Annotated in this window: 18 protein-coding genes; 17 read left to right on the forward strand and 1 reads right to left on the reverse strand. The window is 38.3% G+C overall.

All coding sequences use genetic code 11. The features are described from left to right. Positions 1-56: 56 nt before the first annotated feature. The 16 genes from cstA (at position 57) to QNH17_RS04995 (ending at position 15,921) form a co-directional block, all read left to right on the forward strand. Positions 57-1,850, forward strand: coding sequence for a carbon starvation protein CstA (cstA, locus tag QNH17_RS04920; RefSeq protein WP_283877681.1), 1,794 nt, complete (start codon positions 57-59; stop codon positions 1,848-1,850). Positions 1,851-2,134: 284 nt separating this feature from the next. Beyond that, positions 2,135-3,550, forward strand: coding sequence for a branched-chain amino acid transporter BcaP (gene bcaP / locus QNH17_RS04925; RefSeq protein WP_283877682.1), 1,416 nt, complete (start codon positions 2,135-2,137; stop codon positions 3,548-3,550). A gap of 187 nt (positions 3,551-3,737) precedes the next feature. Further along, positions 3,738-4,985: an ATP-binding protein gene (locus QNH17_RS04930; protein WP_283877683.1), complete on the forward strand. Its 1,248-nt coding sequence runs from the start codon at positions 3,738-3,740 to the stop codon at positions 4,983-4,985. A 211-nt stretch (positions 4,986-5,196) separates the two neighbouring features. Continuing rightward, the gene (locus QNH17_RS04935) at positions 5,197-6,357 is read left to right on the forward strand and encodes an HD-GYP domain-containing protein (RefSeq protein WP_283877684.1); all 1,161 of its coding nucleotides are present in this window, start codon (positions 5,197-5,199) and stop codon (positions 6,355-6,357) included. A gap of 126 nt (positions 6,358-6,483) precedes the next feature. After that, complete coding sequence (locus tag QNH17_RS04940; protein ID WP_283877685.1) at positions 6,484-7,665, forward strand: hypothetical protein; 1,182 nt, start codon at positions 6,484-6,486, stop codon at positions 7,663-7,665. A 162-nt stretch (positions 7,666-7,827) separates the two neighbouring features. Next, positions 7,828-8,910: a hypothetical protein gene (locus QNH17_RS04945; protein WP_283877686.1), complete on the forward strand. Its 1,083-nt coding sequence runs from the start codon at positions 7,828-7,830 to the stop codon at positions 8,908-8,910. Beyond that, on the forward strand, positions 8,897-11,065 hold the full coding sequence (locus QNH17_RS04950; protein ID WP_283877687.1) for a molybdopterin oxidoreductase family protein: 2,169 nt from the start codon (positions 8,897-8,899) through the stop codon (positions 11,063-11,065). The genes QNH17_RS04945 and QNH17_RS04950 overlap by 14 nt, the downstream gene beginning before the upstream one ends. Further along, positions 11,066-11,626 (forward strand): 4Fe-4S dicluster domain-containing protein, encoded by a 561-nt coding sequence (locus QNH17_RS04955; RefSeq protein WP_007086371.1) that lies wholly within the window; start codon positions 11,066-11,068, stop codon positions 11,624-11,626. 11 nt (positions 11,627-11,637) lie between these two features. After that, the gene (locus QNH17_RS04960; protein ID WP_283877688.1) at positions 11,638-12,162 is read left to right on the forward strand and encodes a Rieske 2Fe-2S domain-containing protein; all 525 of its coding nucleotides are present in this window, start codon (positions 11,638-11,640) and stop codon (positions 12,160-12,162) included. After that, positions 12,152-12,343, forward strand: coding sequence for a hypothetical protein (locus QNH17_RS04965; RefSeq protein WP_283877689.1), 192 nt, complete (start codon positions 12,152-12,154; stop codon positions 12,341-12,343). Before QNH17_RS04960 ends, QNH17_RS04965 begins: the two co-directional genes overlap by 11 nt. Further along, on the forward strand, positions 12,336-12,647 hold the full coding sequence (locus tag QNH17_RS04970; protein ID WP_283877690.1) for a hypothetical protein: 312 nt from the start codon (positions 12,336-12,338) through the stop codon (positions 12,645-12,647). The genes QNH17_RS04965 and QNH17_RS04970 overlap by 8 nt, the downstream gene beginning before the upstream one ends. Continuing rightward, a complete protein-coding gene (locus QNH17_RS04975) occupies positions 12,634-12,915 on the forward strand; it encodes a hypothetical protein (protein WP_283877691.1) in 282 nt (93 codons plus the stop codon). Before QNH17_RS04970 ends, QNH17_RS04975 begins: the two co-directional genes overlap by 14 nt. A gap of 134 nt (positions 12,916-13,049) precedes the next feature. After that, the gene (locus tag QNH17_RS04980) at positions 13,050-13,712 is read left to right on the forward strand and encodes a sensor histidine kinase (RefSeq protein ID WP_283877692.1); all 663 of its coding nucleotides are present in this window, start codon (positions 13,050-13,052) and stop codon (positions 13,710-13,712) included. A gap of 13 nt (positions 13,713-13,725) precedes the next feature. Beyond that, a complete protein-coding gene (locus QNH17_RS04985; RefSeq protein WP_098575731.1) occupies positions 13,726-14,379 on the forward strand; it encodes a response regulator in 654 nt (217 codons plus the stop codon). Positions 14,380-14,393: 14 nt separating this feature from the next. Next, positions 14,394-14,846: a GAF domain-containing protein gene (locus QNH17_RS04990; RefSeq protein ID WP_283877694.1), complete on the forward strand. Its 453-nt coding sequence runs from the start codon at positions 14,394-14,396 to the stop codon at positions 14,844-14,846. A gap of 16 nt (positions 14,847-14,862) precedes the next feature. Further along, positions 14,863-15,921, forward strand: coding sequence for a PAS domain-containing sensor histidine kinase (locus QNH17_RS04995; protein WP_283877695.1), 1,059 nt, complete (start codon positions 14,863-14,865; stop codon positions 15,919-15,921). 212 nt (positions 15,922-16,133) lie between these two features. On the opposite strand, the gene QNH17_RS05000 is transcribed toward QNH17_RS04995, so the two are convergent. After that, the gene (locus tag QNH17_RS05000) at positions 16,134-17,789 is read right to left on the reverse strand and encodes a glutamine--tRNA ligase/YqeY domain fusion protein (RefSeq protein WP_283877696.1); all 1,656 of its coding nucleotides are present in this window, start codon (positions 17,787-17,789) and stop codon (positions 16,134-16,136) included. Between the two features lie 202 nt (positions 17,790-17,991). Here QNH17_RS05000 and QNH17_RS05005 point away from each other — a divergent pair, with 202 nt between their 5' ends. Then, positions 17,992-18,975, forward strand: a complete 984-nt coding sequence (locus QNH17_RS05005) for a Gfo/Idh/MocA family protein (protein WP_283879434.1) — start codon at positions 17,992-17,994, stop codon at positions 18,973-18,975. Positions 18,976-19,148: the final 173 nt, after the last annotated feature.

Here is a 19,148-nt window from a genome sequence, read left to right on the forward strand (position 1 = left end):
GCTTTCTTTCGGTATGATAGTGATAAGAGAAAAAGGATGTAGGAGGATGAAATTAAATGAATGCGGTTTCAATTGTAATCGGCTCAATTTGTATTTTAATGATTGCTTATCGCTTATACGGAACATTCATGGCAGCGAAGGTATTAAAATTAGATGATTCAAAGCCGACACCGGCACATGAATTAAATGATGGTAAGGACTATGTTCCAACCAATAAATGGGTAACATTTGGTCATCACTTTGCCGCCATCGCTGCAGCAGGACCACTTGTCGGTCCCATCCTTGCAGCACAATTTGGATACTTGCCTGGTTTATTATGGCTCTTAATTGGGGCAGTGATTGGCGGAGCAGTCCATGATGCAGTTGTCCTATTTGCATCAATGCGGAAAAAAGGAAAATCCTTATCAGAAGTTGCGAAAGACGAGCTAGGGCCTGTTGCGGGTTTTTGTACGGGTCTTGCAATGCTTTTCATTATTACCATCACGATGGCGGGTCTTTCTATGGTTGTTCTTCATGCACTTGAACACAATCCATGGGGAACTTTCTCAGTGGGAATTACAATTCCAATTGCGATGTTGGTAGGAATTGCTTATAAAAAAACTGGCAACTTAAAATTAACATCCACAGTCGGATTTATTCTCGTAATGGTTGGCGTATTTGTTGGTCCGTCCATTCAAGGTACGGTATTAGGTGATTGGCTGACATTAGATACAAAAACATTAGCTATTATTCTACCGATTTATGCGTTTTTTGCAGCGGCATTACCAGTATGGCTATTACTAGCACCACGTGATTACTTAAGCAGCTTTATGAAAATTGGTGTATTTATTGCCCTCATCATCGGGGTATTTATTATTAATCCCGCAATTGAGATGCCTGCTTTCACAAAATTTACATCAGGCGGAGGCCCAGTTCTGGGTGGACCTGTTTGGCCGTTTATCTCAATCACAATTGCTTGTGGTGCGATCTCTGGTTTCCATGCTTTCGTAGGTTCGGGAACTACACCAAAAATGCTTGATCGTTGGTCTGATATTAAGGTTGTTGGTTTTGGCGCGATGCTAGTAGAGTGTGTGGTTGGTATTATGGCATTGATTGCGGCAACAGCCCTTCAGCCGGCAGATTACTTTGCCATTAACTCTACACCTGAAGTTTTTAAGACACTTGGTATGCAGGTACAGGAACTGCCGAAACTTGCTGATGAAATTGGGATTAATCTTGAGGGCAGGACAGGTGGTGCCGTAACATTAGCGGTAGGTATGACCTATATCTTCACTGGCATTCCATGGTTTGCAAAACTATCATCATACTTCTTCCAGTTTGTTATTATGTTCGAAGCGGTATTTATTCTAACTGCCATCGACTCAGGAACTCGTGTTGCTCGTTATTTAATCCAAGACTTTTTCGGGGAATTCTATAAGCCACTGAAGAAGACAGATTGGATTCCGGGATCTATTTTTGCAAGTGCATTAGCATGTTTTATGTGGGGATACCTGCTCTTCTCTGGGGATATTGGTTCTGTTTGGGCATTGTTTGGTGTTTCCAATCAACTAATGGCATCGATTGGACTAATTGTTGGTGCGACAGTGATTCTGAGTATGGCAGACAAACGCCGTTACATGCTAACCTGTTTGATACCGCTAGCTTATCTCTTTGTTACTGTAAACTATGCAGGATATTGGATGGTGAAAAACGTTTATCTCAATCAGGCAGCTGCTGGTTATAGTGTCTTGAATGGGGTATTGTCTATCATTATGTTATTATTAGGTATGATTATTATGATTACAGCTATTAAGAAATGGATTAGTATGTGGAATTCACCTCGAGTCAAGCTGGAAAGTAAGATTGCTTAAACAAAATGAAACCGATGATTTCGAAATCATCGGTTTTTTGTGCTTAATTAAAACGAAACAAATTGAACATAAAATATAACTATTATATTTATATAGTCAGTATCTTTCCTGGGTATTAAAAACGGAAAAAGTAAACGCTATATTTTCCATGGGATTATTTTCAAACATTTATATTTTTCAAAATATATTGCTTTTTTAAGAAAATGAATATATTATTTCGATATACAATTTTATGCGGAGCGTTTTTTCAGAACATTCCGACATAAATAATGGAGGTTTAGCCGATGAATTTATTTAGGAAAAAGTCAATTCAGGCCCTCGTTCAAGAAGCAGGACAAAAAGATGTAGTCTTAAAGAAAGATTTAGGTGCATTTGATTTATCCATGCTCGGAATTGGGGCTATTATAGGAACAGGAATTTTTGTAGTTACAGGGGTTGCTGCAGCTGAACATGCAGGACCTGCACTTATTTTATCCTTTATTTTATCAGGATTAGCCTGTGTATTTGCCGCCCTTTGCTATGCAGAATTTGCGTCTGCTGTTCCAGTATCAGGAAGTGCGTATACGTACAGTTACGCAACTTTTGGCGAGATTATTGCGTGGATCTTAGGCTGGGATTTAATTTTAGAATACGGATTGGCCTCATCTGCTGTTGCAAGCGGATGGTCAGGGTATTTCCAAGGACTTCTCGCGGGTTTTGGTATTCATTTTCCTAAAGCTCTAACAAGTGCGTATGATCCAGCAAACGGCACATTTATTGATGTTCCTGCCATCCTTATCGTACTAATCATTACGTTGCTATTAACTCAGGGTGTAAAGAAATCCGCTCGCTTTAATACAATTATGGTAATTATTAAATTAGCCGTGGTTGTAGCATTTATCGCTGTAGGTGCTTGGTATGTCAAGCCTTCTAACTGGACACCGTTTATGCCATTTGGTTTCTCAGGTGTGACAGCTGGTGCAGCAACAGTATTCTTTGCTTATATCGGATTTGATGCTGTATCAACTGCAGCAGAAGAAGTAAAAAATCCGCAAAAGAATATGCCAATTGGGATTATTGCATCTTTACTAGTTTGTACCGTGTTATATATTATCGTATCCGCCATTTTAACGGGTATTGTTCCTTACCAAGAGTTAGGCGTGAAAAACCCTGTCGCATTTGCTCTTAATTACATTCATCAGGATTGGTTAGCAGGGTTAATCTCCCTTGGTGCGATTGTAGGGATTACCACCGTATTATTAGTAATTCTTTATGGACAATCTCGTTTATTTTACGCAATCAGCCGTGATGGATTATTGCCAAAAGTTTTTTCAAAGGTTGATAAGAAAAAGCAGACACCATTAGTGAATTCATGGATTACTTGTTTACTAGTTTCGATTTTTGCAGGATTAGTCCCATTAAATAAACTGGCCGAACTAACAAATATCGGAACATTATTCGCCTTCATGACAGTGGCAGTAGGAATTATATATCTTCGTAAAAATAATCAAGCACCTAAAACTGGATTTAAGGTTCCGTTTGTACCATATATTCCGATTCTAGCCTTTGTATTCTGTGGATACTTAGCGCTTCAGTTACCAAAAACAACGTGGATTAGTTTTGGAGTGTGGCTAGTGATTGGATTATTCGTTTATTTTGGATATGGACGTAAACATTCAACCTTGAATAAGACCGTTAGCCAAGTGAAAAAAGCTAGCTGATTGGGAAATAAAAAAATAGGGCGAGCTTACCTCAGGTAAGCTCGTTTTTTTGTGCTTGATGTATCGAAATATGTCGGAATTCATCGGTTTTACCAAAATGATGTCTTTTAAGCGAAAGAAAGATGATAAAATAAGAGCATGATTTTTATAACAACTTTTCACGTGAACATATATAAGGAGAAACTACATGAAAGAAGGCTTCCAGACTACTAAGCTCATTTTTGAAGAAAAGAAGGCAAGTATTCTATTTTTATGGTTGTTTAATTTATTGTATTATTCGTTTGATATTTTTTATTATTGGATAAGGCCGAAAATAAATAAGCAAGTAAGTATTTTTGATACAGATGAAGTTGGTTTGGGTGTATGGTTATACATTTTAATTTTCTGTATGCTGCCACTTTCTATCTATTTTATTAAAAAGGGGAATCCTTACGTAGTAAAATACATCTATATTATAGGATATATTGGAATTGATATGGTTGATAGCTTAATGACCTATTTAGGATCAACAGCCTCATTCGGTTCGGGGAATATTGTTGAGGTATTATTTCTTCTATTCTGCCCAATTTTTGTAAATAAAAATTATTTCTGGGTTGTTTCACTTGGGATGATTGGGAAAGAAATTTTGTTGGGAGTAATTCTGCGGGATTTAAACGTTTTAGTTCCAACTGTTATATATATTATCTTATCTTTGATCGCCTATATTTTATTAGTTCGGTTTCATTCATATATTCAAACCTTGACGAAAGTCTATGAAGAACTACGACATAAAGAAAAATTGGCTGTAGTTGGTCAAATGGCTGCAGCTATAGGTCATGAAATTCGAAATCCCTTATCTTCATTACGGGGGTTTACACAATTGCAGCAAGAACGATACCCAAACACCAATGATTATTATCCAATTATGATTCAGGAAATTGACCGGATCAATACAATTGTTAATGACCTGATGTATCTTGGTAAACCAAGAGTAATTAATTTTGAAAAAGCAAGTATTGAAGAAGTAGTTGCCTATACATTATCGATTACGCAACAGCAAGCGGAAAGACAAGGAGTCACTGTAGAGACAATTATGGCAGGGCCATTACCACCTATCGAATGTGATGAAAAGCAACTAAAGCAAGTGTTTATCAATTTGATAAAAAATGCAATTGAAGCCATGCCAGATGGCGGCAGGATAGAAATCCGTGTTCAAGTTATAGAAAAACAGAAAATGGTTGTTTCTATTCAAGATGAGGGTAGTGGAATTAAAGATGAGAACATCTTAAATCTTGGTGAACCATTTTTCACGACAAAAGCAGATGGAACTGGTTTAGGTTTAATGGTTACAAATCAAATCATTAAGGATCACAATGGTGAACTGAATATAGATAGTAAGATCAATAAAGGGACTCGAGTAATTGTATCTTTGCCGATCCTACAAATAGTTAAATAGTTCTACAATTATACAAAATTCCTCAAAATAACATGTTACAAGGGTATTACTAATGATATATAATGTAGAGGAATAAGGGATATTAATAGTTTTTGTTATTTTATTGCTTATATAGTCAGTAAGATCTACAAACTACGATTGTCTGACCCGAATTTAAAAATATAGAAGAAAAACGGGAAGGATCATGTGTGAGATACACTTGGAGGATTTTATGATACCACATGAAGAAAAACGGATAATGAAATGGTTTCTTTCATTGTTCTATCTCATTTTCATAGGTTATGACTATTTTTATTATTACATTTTTAAAGTTATAAATAATAAAAAGGGTGGCCTACCAAGCAACTTTTGGTATATAACCTATTTTGTATTAATTATATTGATTCCCATTTCTTACTATTTATATAAAGTAAATAAAGGATATTGGGTAAAGTATGTATTTAGCATTACCTACCTTCTTACTGTTTTTGTTGTTGATATTTTAACTTTTTATGGCGAAAAGAAACCATACACTAGTGGAAATATTGTCGAATTGTTTTTAATATTAACATTACCCCTTTTCTTAAATACTAGATATTTTTGGATAGTCAGTCTGGGTACTATTTTAAAGTACATTCTGATTGGAATAATATTAAAGGACGGATATGTTGCTTTGCCAGGGATATTAGTAGCTGTCTTAACGATTTTGTCCTTCTTTTTATTAGTTCGCTTTCAGGGATATTTCAAAACGATTAGTACTGCCCACGATAAACAGTTAGAAGGAATTGTCAAAGGGGTCATTGCGACACTAGAACTAAAAGATCCTTATACAAGGGGGCATAGCGAACGTGTTGCCCGTTATGCATCAATTTTAGCAAAGGAAATTGGTAAGTTTTCAAACGAGGAACAAAAATCATTTTATTATGCCTGTTTATTGCATGATATTGGGAAAGTGCATATTCCTGATTCCATATTAATGAAGCCTGGGAAATTAACAGAAGAAGAATTTGAAATTATTAAGTCACATCCAAGTGTCGGTGCTGAAGCAGTGCAGAATGTCCACGGAATAAAGGACAGTCTATCTGTCATCCGGTCACATCACGAGCGCTGGGATGGAAAGGGCTATCCTGATCAATTAGCCGGAGAAGAAATTCCTTTACTAGCAAGAGTTACATCAATTGCAGATGCATTTGATGCTATGACATCTTCCAGATCGTACAGAGCAGCAATGCCATTGGAGGAGGCATATAAGCGTATTCTTGAAGGAAAGGGTTCACAGTTTGATCCATCGTTGGTAGAGAATTTTATCAAAGTGTTTCCTGCATGGGTCAACTTTCATCAAAAATATCCATGGAACAAAGAAAAAGCTTTACTGAAGGAGGTGGAAGGATGAAAATCCGTAAACTGAAGAAAGTAAAAACTACATGTTGGTGGTGCGGCTTTTTTGGATTAGGAGGATAAGATGCTGGCGGAAGCTAAGCTTCTTTTTTTTAAACTATATAAAAGATAGGGTGTTGTTATGAGGCTTACACTCGATTCGTGTCTATTGTTGGAACAAGTTTACATTCATAAAGATAGTAAAAATTATATAGTTGAAGATAAGGTTTCAGGTGAGTTCTATGAAATGCCTGAGGTATGTATTGATGCAATCAATCAGATGAACGACGGAGTTACATTAGGTCAAATCGAAAGGCGTCTTAAAGAAAAGTACCCAAAAGAAGACGTGGACTTGATCAAATTTGCCAACCAACTTCTTGATCTGAATTTAATTGATGAAATTGATGGTGTTAAGCTTAAAAAGCAGCATCAAGAAAAGGGGCATCTTGGTTTTTTGAGGATTTCCCCTAAGATAGGAAAATTCTTTTTTAATCGGGTGTCTTACCCTTTGTATGTAATTTTATTTGTCATAAATCTTATCCTTTTCATCAAAAATCCGTCTTTATTTCCCCAGCGGGAGGATATATTTGTTTTTGAAACTATGGTAGTTAATGTTTTTTTATGGTTGTCATTTACATTTTTTCTTGTGCTTATTCATGAGTTTGGTCATGTGTTGGCGATGAGAGCTCAGAATCTCCCGACAAAAGTGGAGGTAGGTCATCGTTTGTTTTTTGTTGTCCTAGAAACAGATATGTCACCGGTATGGAAAATAGCACCAAAAGAGCGAAATATTCTTTTTTTGGCTGGCCTTTGTTTTGACACAGTCATCCTCTTTATTTCCCTAATATACCTTCTAATTTTTCCAAAGGGTCCAGAACTAGCCAGTGGTTTAATGAGCCTTGCCGTTTTTGATATCGTAATGAGGACTATTTTCCAATGCTGTATATACATGAAAACGGATCTATATTATGTCTTTGAAAATATAACTGGCTGTTACAATTTGATGGAAAATGCACTCCAGACCATAAAAAAGAGGGTTTCTATTTTTAAAATGAAATTACTTGAAGAAGTGGTCTTTGCGGGTGAACAAACTACAATAATCATTTATTCCATCTTTACCATGCTTGGGATTGCAGCAACCATAGCTGTATTTTCCATTTATTATATCCCTGAAGTGATCGATGCAGGGAACTACCTACTCCCAGGATATACAAAGGGACCAACAAGTCTTGCTTTCTGGGATGCAATCGTCTTCTCGCTCCAAGTTTCCATCTACTTGCTGCTACTTTTGTACTCTTGGCGAAAAAAATACATTCAAAAATAAGCTCCATAAACAAAATGTGACAGACATTTGTCTAAAATAACATTTCTAGGGGTTTTTTCCCCCCATAATGGGGGAACTCCCTGATATTTATAACACTGCCGTTTTTCTTACAATGAGAGTATGAAAAAACGGTAGTGTTATTTTTATTTAGGAGGAACTCCAATGGAAGCCAATATTTCAATGACTAAAAAACAAGAGCGATCGGTCAATGATGCGTTTGCATCCCACTTTGCTAAATCAATGTTTCTGACGGTTGTTGGACTTGCGATTTTAACGTTTATCGGTACAAGAATGTTTACACATGTTGACTTAAATCTTTATGGATATATGGTAGGAACCATTGTATTTATCGGAGGATTTTTCTACCGCTTTATTGCATGGGGAGAAAGACCGCCTACCAAAATTTTTATCAAAAAAGGCTTAAAGTTATTATTTCGAAAAAGTACACCTAAAACGGCTGTAAATCATTTAGCCATATACGATTTTATTCGTAATCGGGGGATGTACCGCTGGGTGCAGCACATTTTAATCGGTTGGGGCTGTGTCCTTGCGTGCTTGGTAACCTTCCCGCTCGTGTTCAGTTGGATGTATTTTACGATGGAAGACAATGGCTACTATACAATCGTGTTATTTGGAATGAATGTAATGAACGTGAAAGCAGATGGAATCATCGCTTGGTTATCCTATAACGCACTTAATATTGCAGCGATTATGGTTACAGCTGGAGTATGTATGGCTCTAAACCGCCGCTTAAAAAACATGCAAGCCAGAGCAGAACAAAAGTTTATGTACGATTTCTTACCGCTGTATCTATTATTGTTTATTTCCGTTACTGGACTTTTATTAACGGTCCAAAACGTATTCCTACATGGTTGGATGCAGCCGCAAATGTCACTGATTCATCAATTTTCAGTTATTGTGACACTCATTTACTTGCCATTCGGAAAGCTTGCCCATATTCCATTCCGTCCGATGAGTGTATTTGCAAGAAATTACCGTGAGCATTATGGAGAACAGCATATGAAGGAATGTAAAGTATGCGGCGATCATTTTGTATCAGTGGAACAATCGAATGATGTCATTCAAGTTTTATGTGTCAATGAAATGGAATTTAATATGCAGGATGGTTTTAATCTTGCAGAACTATGTCTGCCTTGTCGCAGAAAATATAGAATCTCAAGATTCTCAGGCTTCGCAACACATCAAGTTAAGGTCAAGGAGGCAAACCAGAATGCAAAGGGATAAATTTTTTAAAGAAATAGAAAATCTTCGTCATCCAAATGAAACACTTGTAAAAACTCATTGCAGTTACTGTGGGATGCAATGTGGAATGAACCTGCGTGTAAATACAAAAACAAATAAAATCATCGGGGTGGAACCACGGTATGACTGGCCGGTAAACGTCGGAAAAATGTGCCCTAAAGGGGTTACAGCTTACCAGCAAACCAACCATGATGATCGAATTTTAAAACCATTAATTCGCGATGATGCATCACTTAAGGGTACAAAAGAAGGCTTTCGTGAAGCCAGTTGGGATGAAGCCTACAGCTTAATTGCTAAAAAGTTTGCAGAGCTTCAAAATAATTACGGAAAAGATACATTGTCAGTATTCAGTGGTGTGTCGATGACAAATGAAAAGTGTTATTTGACAGGGAAATTCGCCAGGGTTGGCCTGCAAACACGCTACATTGATTATAACGGCCGCTTCTGTATGTCAAGTGCAGCTGGTGGATTTCTTCGTTCTTTTGGTGTTGACCGCGGTTCCACATTACCGTGGACAGATCTCCATGAAACAGATTGCTTGTTCATTGCAGGAAGTAATACGGCTGAGTGTCACCCAACTTCAATGTTCAGAGTATGGGCTGTCCAAGAGAGAGGAGGTTACTTAATTGTAGCTGACCCTCGTGAAACCCCGATTGCAAGAAGAGCGGATGTTCACTTGGATTTACGTCCTGGGACAGACCTTGCCTTAGCAAATGGTATTCTAAACTTACTTATTCAAAACGGTTATGCAGATGAAGAATTCGTTAATAATCATACGAATGGCTTTGAAGAAACAAAAGAATTGGTGAAAGAATTTACACCAGAATATACAAGTGAACTTACTGGAGTAGCTCCAGAAAAAATTATCCGTGCCGCTGAAATTTACGGAAAAGCACCAAATGCCATTGTCATGTTTGCGCGTGGTATTGAACAGCAGCATAAAGGTGTTGATAATGTATCAGCCTACACGAATATGGCATTAGTTACAGGGAAAATTGGCCGCCCTAAAGCGGGAGTAGCAACATTTACAGGGCAGGGTAATGGTCAAGGAGGACGGGAGCATGGTCAAAAATCTGATTTGCTTCCAGGTTATCGTAAAATTACCAATCCGAAGCATGTAGAAGAAGTATGTAAGGTATGGGGTATTACACCTGAAGAAATGCCGCAGCCTGGTGTTTCTGCCTATGAAATGTTCGAACTAATGGAGGAAAAGACAATCAGAGGTTTGTATTTACTCTGCTCAAACCCAGCAGTATCTGCACCAAACTTAAACTTTGTCCGCAAAGCTTTAAAAGGCTTAGACTTTATGGTTTGTGCAGACTTCTATCTTTCCGAATCTGCAGAATTTGCAGATGTCATCCTTCCAACCGTTACATGGTCAGAGGATGAAGGAACGGTAACCAATTTAGAAGGCCGGATTATTAAAATCAATAAAGCGCAAGAACCAGTTGGTGAATCAAAGCCAGATTGGCAGATTCAAGCAGAGTTAGCAGAGTACCTTGGCAGAGGCAAGTATTTCTCCCACTTGAAAACGGCGAGAGATGTGGCTGATGAATTCCGTCTAGCATCTAAGGGCGGTTATGCCGACTATTACGGAGCAACTTGGGATAAAATCGACAAGCAAGATGGTGTGTTTTGGCCATGTAAGGATGAAAATGATCCAGGAACACCTCACATGTTCTTAGATAAAAAATTCTACCATCCAGATGGAAAAGCAAAAATTTGTGCCTTGCCATACCGTCCGCCAGCTGAAGAGCCGTGCACGGAGTATCCATTACGCTTAACAACCGGACGTGTCGTCTACCATTATCTTTCTGGAAATCAAACTCGCCGCATTCAGTTTTTACGGGATATGTGCCCAGAGCCTTATGTGGAAGTACATCCAGAAACAGCTGCAAAATATAGCATTGAACATGAAGAATTTGTCCGCCTCTTTACACGTAGAGGAGAGGCTGAATATAAAGTCAAAATCACAGAAGCGATTCGAAAAGATACCGTATTTGTTCCGTACCATTTTGGCCACGAGAAATCTATTAATCTATTAACCATTCCAGCGCTTGACCCTATGTCACGGATGCCAGAATTTAAAGCGTGTGCCGCTCAGATTGAAAAACTAGAAATGAAGAAGGTGCAGTAAATGAAAAAGAGGCTATATCTTGAACTTGAAAACTGTATAGGGTGCCGTTCATGTTTGGCGGCTTGTACACAGTGTGGCGGTCATGAAGAACGTAACCGTAACTATGTTTACGATGTGAACCCGCTTGTTAACCGTCAAACCATGCCTCTTATGTGCCTGCACTGTGTAAATCCGGCATGTGCTAGAAGTTGTCCAGCTCAAGCTATTCAAATCCACGAAACAGGTGCCGTGCTATCGGCTCTTGTGGAAAAGTGTATTGGCTGCCAAAACTGTACAATTGCGTGTCCATATGGAATACCAAAGTTTGATACAGAGCAAAATTTAATGTACAAATGTGATCTTTGTATCGACCGGACAAAGGACGGCATTCCGCCAATGTGTGCGAGCGTATGCCCATCGAATACATTACAATGGCTGACAGATGAAGAGATAGAAGCAAAACAAAAGCAATTTAACCTAGATAACGGAAAATGGGTTACAAGTATGCCTTATTTAGAAGGCGAAACAAATGTAAAAGTGAACCTGCCTGGTATTCTGCAGGGCGTCACGAAACTGTTTTAGGAGGGATGAACATGACAGAAAAAAATAATAAAATCCCGTTCAATGAAGATAATTATACCCATAATATTAACCGCAACAATGAAAGAAAACTTGACCGGCGCGGCTTTATGAAAACATTAGTTGGAGCAGCAGGAGTATTTGCTGTTTCATCTCTTCCTTGGGGAGCATTAGCTGCAAAAGAATTAACTGGATTGGGAGATAAAAAATATCCAATGCAAAAAATTACTAATGTTAATTCTTTGCCTGTAGGGGATGCAGTTGACTTTGCCTTTCCTGGTGAACATGACAGTGCAATCCTAATCCGATTATCTGAAAATAAATATGTAGCCTACCAAAATGCATGTACCCACTTAAGATGTCCTGTATTTTGGAAAAAAGATGAAGGAGAAATGCTTTGTCCTTGCCATCACGGAAAATTTGATGTGGAAACGGGTGCGCCAATCGCAGGGCCGCCGCGACGTCCGCTTCCTGAAATATATGTAAAAGTAGAAAACGGTGCAGTTTATGCCGTGGGGGTGAAACGTTATGAAGCGTAGTTACCTGCCTGTCGCCCTTCTTTTAGCAGTTTTGATGTTAAACATTATCTTTACTCAATATATGGTTCATCAATATTTTTATGAAAATTATACCAATACGATCGCAGCCGCCGTGATTAATGTTATTTTATTTCCTATCGCATTCCTTATTTATAAAAAAGGTGTGAATGTCAATGACTAGTGAGACGTATATTGATTTTTGTTTTGTCCGTCCGTTAGCAGGAGATTTTACAGTTGAAATCGACACGTTGTTAAAGAATACGTTTGCCAAAAAACGTCTAAATTGGTTTCTTGAAGAAAAAAACCTTGATGGGGCTGAGATGGTTATTGCAGAAATAAAAGGAATGAGTGACTGGGGTTCTGAAGATGAAACGATTCAATTTATCGAAGAACATGCTGGTGAGAAGTTTTGGGAGTATCTGCAAGGATATAAGATGTTCATCTATCCTGTGAAGAGAGGATGTAACAGCTGTGGAACTCATTAAGTTAGAAGATGTAAGCCAGTTTGTTGGAGTACCAGTTGAGGTTGCCATTCAAGATGCTGAGGGTAGCGACCAAGCACCTTCAGTAAAGAAAGTAATAAAAAAAGTACAGTTTTGTCCAGATGAGACACACATTCGTTTTTATTTTGATGATTTTTATTTTCTTGCCGTACCGATTACTTCACAAGTAAAAGAGTCAGAAAGGCAATGGAGGGCTTTTGATTCAGAAAGCGGATTAACATATACTATAAAAAAGGTCCAGGTTTTCTAAGAAGAACCTGCCTTTTTTATATTAAAGGCCGTGTTAAAGGTTAATGTTGATTTTGACACCCTGTTGATTGGAGCGGAAATCAACAGACTAGTTTAACACAGCCATATTAAAAAATAACACTTTGGAGGGGCAATATGGATGAATTAAGTTCAAAACAGCAGATTTGCTCTTATATAATTCATTCCCAAGAAGAAGAGATCAAACGGATTGCCCTAGAACTTCATGAAGGTGTCGGACAAAATCTATATAGTATATTAACTGGCTTACAGTTTATTGATTCAGGCGCCAAAGAACCACACATGAAACATTATGTTCGCGAAATGTCGCAGTTGATTGAAAAGACCATTCAAGAAATTAGGCACCTATCTGTTGAATTACATCCGCCTACACTAACAACCCTTGGTTTACTTCCAGCCATGAGGAGTTATATTAACTTATATACATCAACGTTTGGGATCCTAGTAGATTTAGAAACAACGGGTGAAGAAAAATGGATACCTGAAAAAAATAGTATTACCGTATTTCGTGTCTGCCAGGAGGCACTTGCCAATATTGCCAAGTATGCGGATACTTCCAACATAACCGTTCATTTTATTTGGATGGAGGAAGAATTGACCATTACCATTTATGATTTTGGCAAAGGATTTCAACAAGAGGAATACAATGACCTTAATCCATTATCAGGGCTTGCTGCAATGAAAGAACGAATGCTTCTGACTGGCGGTCAATGCAAGATTTCCTCTAAAATAGGGGAAGGAACGTCCATAGAAATATCTCTTCCGTTAAACCGGGATTAAAGGAGAGTTAAGAGTGATAAAAATCCTTTTGGTTGATGACCATGCTGTGGTTAGAATGGGGCTTAAAATGCTGTTAAACACAAATCCAGAAATGGAGGTAATTGGTGAAGCATCGGAAGGAAATGAAGGAATTAAACAAGCGTTAAAGTTAAAACCTGATGTTGTGGTCATGGATCTAAGCATGCCACATGGAAAAGACGGATTATCCGCTACAATGGAATTGAAGAAGTTAATGCCTCAAGTGAATATATTAATCCTAACGATGCATGATGATGAGGAGTACCTTTTTCGTGCCATTCAAGGGGGAGCATCTGGCTGTATCTTAAAAAGTGCTCCACATGCTGAATTAATGTCAGCCATCGAATCAGTTGCTGTCGGAGATGCCTATTTACATCCCTCTGCACAGAAGCGATTGATGGAAGAATATTTAAGCAGCGTAAAACAAGATGGGAATGATACGTACAATCTTTTATCTGATCGGGAAAAAGAAGTGCTAACACTTATTGCTAAAGGTTATTCCAATAAGGAAATCGCAGAACAACTAGTGCTTAGTGTTAAAACCGTCGAAACCCATAAAGGTAAGTTGATGGAGAAACTACAGATGAAAACCAGACCTGAATTGGTGGAATATGCCGTAAGAAAAGGGTTATTGGGTTATGGTATTTAAGGAGAAATTCTTGAATGAAAGAGATTAAGGAATGTCCTGCAGTAATGGAGGTTTGCGACAGTCTGTTGACTGTGGTTGATTGCGAATTTGTTGCTCTGGCGCTGCAAAATGAAGTGGGTCCAGATGTTAAGTGGCATTATGCTGCTGGCAATTTAAATGAAAAGTACAAAAGAATAACTGTCCGTTTCGGAAAAGGCATCGCAGGAAAAATAATCTCAAGCGGAAGTCCGATGATGCTTACAGATTTTCCAAACGGAATTATCGGAAAAGTTACGGACCATCCAATTATGCTTGCTGAAAAACTTGTTTCGACTTATGCTGTCCCTTTATTTTTTCATAGTGTCCCTAAAGGGGTATTACTTATTGGTAATCGGAAAATCAAGACGTACACAGAAACTGATCGGCAGTATGTAAAGAAAGCCGCTCAAGACTTAGAAAAAATATTGACGGAACAGATACTTCGATAGATGCAGGGAGGAGCAAATGGACAAGGAAATGGACCAGCCTGCAAAATTCGCAAACCTTGAGTTAGAATTAAAAAAGTCAATGCAGGAATTAGTAGATATAAAGTTTGCGCTTGATGAATCTTCGATAGTAGCCATCACCGATTCTCGGGGCACGATTACATATGTGAATGATCAATTTTGTCATATCTCGAAATACTCCAGGGAGGAACTCCTTGGGGAAGATCATCGAATTATCAATTCCCAGTACCATTCAAAAGAATTTTTTCGAAAAATGTGGAAAACAATCGGTTCCGGTAAGGTTTGGAAAGGTGAAATCTGCAATAGGGCAAAAGATGGGACTCTTTATTGGATGGATACAACGATTGTTCCTTTTTTAAATGAAAAGGGAAAACCGTATCAATACTTAGCGATTCGTTATGAAATTACTGAACGAAAACGAGTCGAACGAGAGCTTCAAAAAATGATGACTACTATCATTAATGTTCAAGAAGAGGAACGAAAACGCTTGTCACGTAATTTACACGATGGAATTGGACAAAACCTGTATAGTCATTTAATTACTATTAATCGTCTCTTAGCCGAAATGGACCATCCTCTTTTGCAACAGATGCAAACCGAAGCAACCGAATTGATTGAAGAAATCCGTGAGATTTCATGGGAACTTCGGCCTTCCGTACTTGATGATTTAGGACTAGTGCCAGCTATTCGATCGTTTCTATCCCGTTACTCAGACCATTACAATATTGATGTGTATTTTGAATGCGTGTTAAACCGGCGCTTAGACATTAGCATTGAACTAACGATTTACAGGATTATTCAGGAGGCACTCACGAATATTCGCAAATATGCCGAAGTTAATGAAGCCACGGTCACTGTAAGAGAAATTGAAGATGTAGTTCGTGTTATGATTGAGGATAAAGGAAAGGGGTTTGATGTGAAGAATCAAACCTTTGGTGTTGGTTTGTTTAGTATGGATGAGCGTGCACGTTCGGTGGGTGGAGAGTTATTAATCAGCTCTTCACCTGGGAAGGGGACTAAACTGATCTTAGAAGTCCCTAATTCTATCGTGGAATAGCAAAGAACCAGGCGGTGTTTATGCCTGGTTCTTTAAGTATTTATATAGTAACTTTTTACGATGATAACTATCTAGCTCCAGCGCCCAGCGACTAGTGTGCTTCGCTCTCCTCCTTCGATAAGTCAAGCACGAATGCGCTACGCTCTTCGTGTTTCCTTTATCTCGTTCGGAGCGCTCCAGCCCTGTCGTGCGCTAAACGGGCGCTTCCGCTTTTATATTTTAAATGAACTTTTTAAAGATACGATTCGATTAAATACTAATTTATCTACTGTTGTATGTTTAGGATCGACGTTAAAGTATCCATGTCTAAAGAATTGGAATTTCTCTTGCGGTCTGCTTTCCTTCATGTTAGGCTCGACAAAGCCTTGTAACACCTGAATAGAATTTGGATTAACATTGTCTAAGAATGTCTTTTCTGGACTGCTGTTATCGTCTGTTTCGTCTAAAATCAGTGGTTCGTAAAGGCGGAATTCAGCAGGAACGGCATGGGCTGCTTCCACCCAATGAATCGTTCCCTTCACTTTTCTACCCGTAAACCCTGTACCGCTTTTTGTCTCTGGGTCGTAAGTGCAGCGCAGTTCGACAACTTTACCATTTGAATCCTTAACCACTTCTTCACATTTAATGAAATAGGCATTTTTTAGACGGACCTCATTACCAGGGAACAGACGGAAATACTTTTTAGGCGGCTCTTCCATAAAGTCATCTTGTTCAATATAAATTTCCCGTGAGAATGGAATTTTTCTCGTGCCCATTTCTGGATTCTCTGGATTGATTTCAGCATCTAGCAATTCAATTTGTCCTTCTGGATAATTCGTAATAACCACCTTTAAAGGATCGATGACACCCATTGTTCGTGGTGCTTTTAATTTTAGATCCTCACGGACGAAGTGTTCGAGCATTTGTGAATCAACTGCTCCAGAACCTTTGTGAATGCCAGTTTCTCGGACAAACGAAACAATCGATTCTGGCGTGAATCCTTTTCTTCTCATCCCAGAAATGGTGGGCATACGAGGATCATCCCAGCCATCCACAAATCCTTCGTCTACTAATTGTTTCAACTTACGTTTACTCATGACAGTATTCGTTACATTTAAGCGGCCAAATTCTATTTGCTGCGGCGTGCTCTCCATTTCACATTGTTCGACAACCCAATTATAAAGAGGACGTTGGTCTTCAAACTCAATCGTACAAATGGAATGGGTGATACCTTCAATGGCATCTTCAAGTGGATGAGCAAAAGCATACATTGGATAAATGCACCATTTGTCACCAGTATTATGATGGGTTGCATGGGCAATCCGGTAGATAACAGGGTCACGTAAGTTTATATTCGGTGATGACATATCAATTTTCGCTCGAAGGACCTTTTGGCCGTTTTCATAGACACCGTCCCGCATCTTTCCAAATAACTCAAGGTTCTCCTCAATCGAACGGGTCCGGTAAGGACTATCCTTTCCAGGTTCCGTTAGTGTCCCGCGGTACTGGCGGATTTCGTCAGCTGATAAGTCATCAACATAGGCTAATCCTTTTTTGATCAATAAAACCGCACGTTTATACATTTCTTCAAAATAATTGGAAGCAAATAATAAGTTATCCCATTCAAAACCTAACCACTTTACATCTTCTTTGATTGAGTTTACATATTCGATATCTTCTTTTAACGGATTGGTATCGTCAAAGCGTAAATTTGTTAACCCGTTAAACTCATCCGCTAAGCCGAAGTTGATGACAATCGATTTTGCATGTCCAATATGTAAATAACCGTTAGGCTCCGGAGGGAACCGAGTGACGATTTTAGTGTGCTTTCCAGCTTCAAGATCTTTTATCATGATATCTTTAATAAAATTAGATGTGTTATTGTCCACCCTTTTCAACCTCTTTCATTCTTAACTCTACATTATAAATAACATAAATACGGATATTTTTCCATTGTTCCCAACAATTCATGTATAAAACACACGTGAAATGGAATATTTGTTTCTTTTTTATAGGCTCTGGAATTGGCAAGTCGCGTCGAAAAAGACTACAATGGTTTCTAAAAGAAATATAGGAAGGGGAATTAATATGATTACCTTTGGAACAGTTGGAACAGGATGGATTACAGAATCCTTTATCAAAGCAGCCGAGCTCAGCGGTCATTTGCAATTAACAAGTGTCTATTCCAGAACTGAGGATAAAGCGAAACAATTAGCGGATACATATAACGCTCCCTATTTTTTTACTGATCTAGAGGAGTTGGCAAAGAGTTCAGAAATACAAGCGGTATATATTGCATCACCGAATTCTGTCCATTTTGAACAAACACTTACATTTTTGAAAAATAAGAAACATGTTATCTGTGAAAAGCCGATTTTTTCAACGAGCGCAGAGTTACATACAGCCTATCAGACAGCGGAGGAAAATGGCGTATATCTATTTGAAGCGATTCGTAATATCCATACCCCAAATTTTAAAATCCTGAAAGACAACCTACAACGGGCTGGGAAGCTACGTAGTACCATATTGCCTTATATCCAATATTCTTCTCGCTATGATTTATTTTTACAAGGGGAGGAGCCTAATATTTTCTCAGCGCAATATTCTGGCGGTGCGCTTGTTGATTTAGGTGTCTATCCGCTTTATTTAGCTGTCGGATTGTTTGGTGCACCTAAGCAAGTCAACTATCATCCTGTTGTTCTCCGCAGCGGTGTGGATGGAAGTGGAACCTTGGTGTTAACGTATGATGATTTTATTTGTACGATCCTTTGTTCAAAAATTTCTCATTCCGAATTACCGTGTGAGATTCACGGAGAAAAGGGAACCTTTATCCTTGAAGATGCGGCCCCGATTTCAACTATTACCTTCGTGGACAACCGTGGAAAAGAGAGAGAAACCATGAGTGTCACTCTAGAAGAACAAAACATGGTGTATGAATGTGTTAACATTGCTAAAATTATTGAGACGAAAAATGACCAAGAATATAAGCAATTGAAGGTCTGGAGCGAAATCGTACTCCAAATTACCGAAGAAGCTAGGAAACAAAATAATATCTTATTTGAAGTAGAAAAATAATACAAGGCCAGGAGGATACGTTCTCCTGGCTTTATTTCATGAGGTTATCTTCCCCAAAAAAGCTTATTTAACATTTTATGAATGGTTATGTGAATTCTTTATGAACTCAATATTCTCAATGACTTTTATCACATGCCATGTTTTTTAAGTTCATTATAGTTGAGGTAGTAAGA

This window comes from Neobacillus sp. SuZ13 (genome assembly GCF_030123365.1).
Taxonomy (GTDB): Bacteria; Bacillota; Bacilli; order Bacillales; family Cytobacillaceae; genus Neobacillus.

Excerpts from the sequence above, each read along its gene's own strand:
- QNH17_RS04950 (WP_283877687.1), top strand. The coding sequence starts at position 8,897 with ATGCAAAGGGATAAATTTTTTAAAGAAATAGAAAATCTTCGTCATCCA.
- QNH17_RS04935 (WP_283877684.1), top strand. The coding sequence starts at position 5,197 with ATGATACCACATGAAGAAAAACGGATAATGAAATGGTTTCTTTCATTG.
- QNH17_RS04945 (WP_283877686.1), top strand. The coding sequence starts at position 7,828 with ATGGAAGCCAATATTTCAATGACTAAAAAACAAGAGCGATCGGTCAAT.
- QNH17_RS04960 (WP_283877688.1), top strand. The coding sequence starts at position 11,638 with ATGACAGAAAAAAATAATAAAATCCCGTTCAATGAAGATAATTATACC.
- QNH17_RS04970 (WP_283877690.1), top strand. The coding sequence starts at position 12,336 with ATGACTAGTGAGACGTATATTGATTTTTGTTTTGTCCGTCCGTTAGCA.
- QNH17_RS04955 (WP_007086371.1), top strand. The coding sequence starts at position 11,066 with ATGAAAAAGAGGCTATATCTTGAACTTGAAAACTGTATAGGGTGCCGT.
- QNH17_RS04965 (WP_283877689.1), top strand. The coding sequence starts at position 12,152 with ATGAAGCGTAGTTACCTGCCTGTCGCCCTTCTTTTAGCAGTTTTGATG.
- QNH17_RS04990 (WP_283877694.1), top strand. The coding sequence starts at position 14,394 with ATGAAAGAGATTAAGGAATGTCCTGCAGTAATGGAGGTTTGCGACAGT.
- bcaP (WP_283877682.1), top strand. The coding sequence starts at position 2,135 with ATGAATTTATTTAGGAAAAAGTCAATTCAGGCCCTCGTTCAAGAAGCA.
- QNH17_RS04980 (WP_283877692.1), top strand. The coding sequence starts at position 13,050 with ATGGATGAATTAAGTTCAAAACAGCAGATTTGCTCTTATATAATTCAT.
- QNH17_RS04930 (WP_283877683.1), top strand. The coding sequence starts at position 3,738 with ATGAAAGAAGGCTTCCAGACTACTAAGCTCATTTTTGAAGAAAAGAAG.
- QNH17_RS04995 (WP_283877695.1), top strand. The coding sequence starts at position 14,863 with ATGGACAAGGAAATGGACCAGCCTGCAAAATTCGCAAACCTTGAGTTA.
- QNH17_RS04940 (WP_283877685.1), top strand. The coding sequence starts at position 6,484 with ATGAGGCTTACACTCGATTCGTGTCTATTGTTGGAACAAGTTTACATT.
- cstA (WP_283877681.1), top strand. The coding sequence starts at position 57 with ATGAATGCGGTTTCAATTGTAATCGGCTCAATTTGTATTTTAATGATT.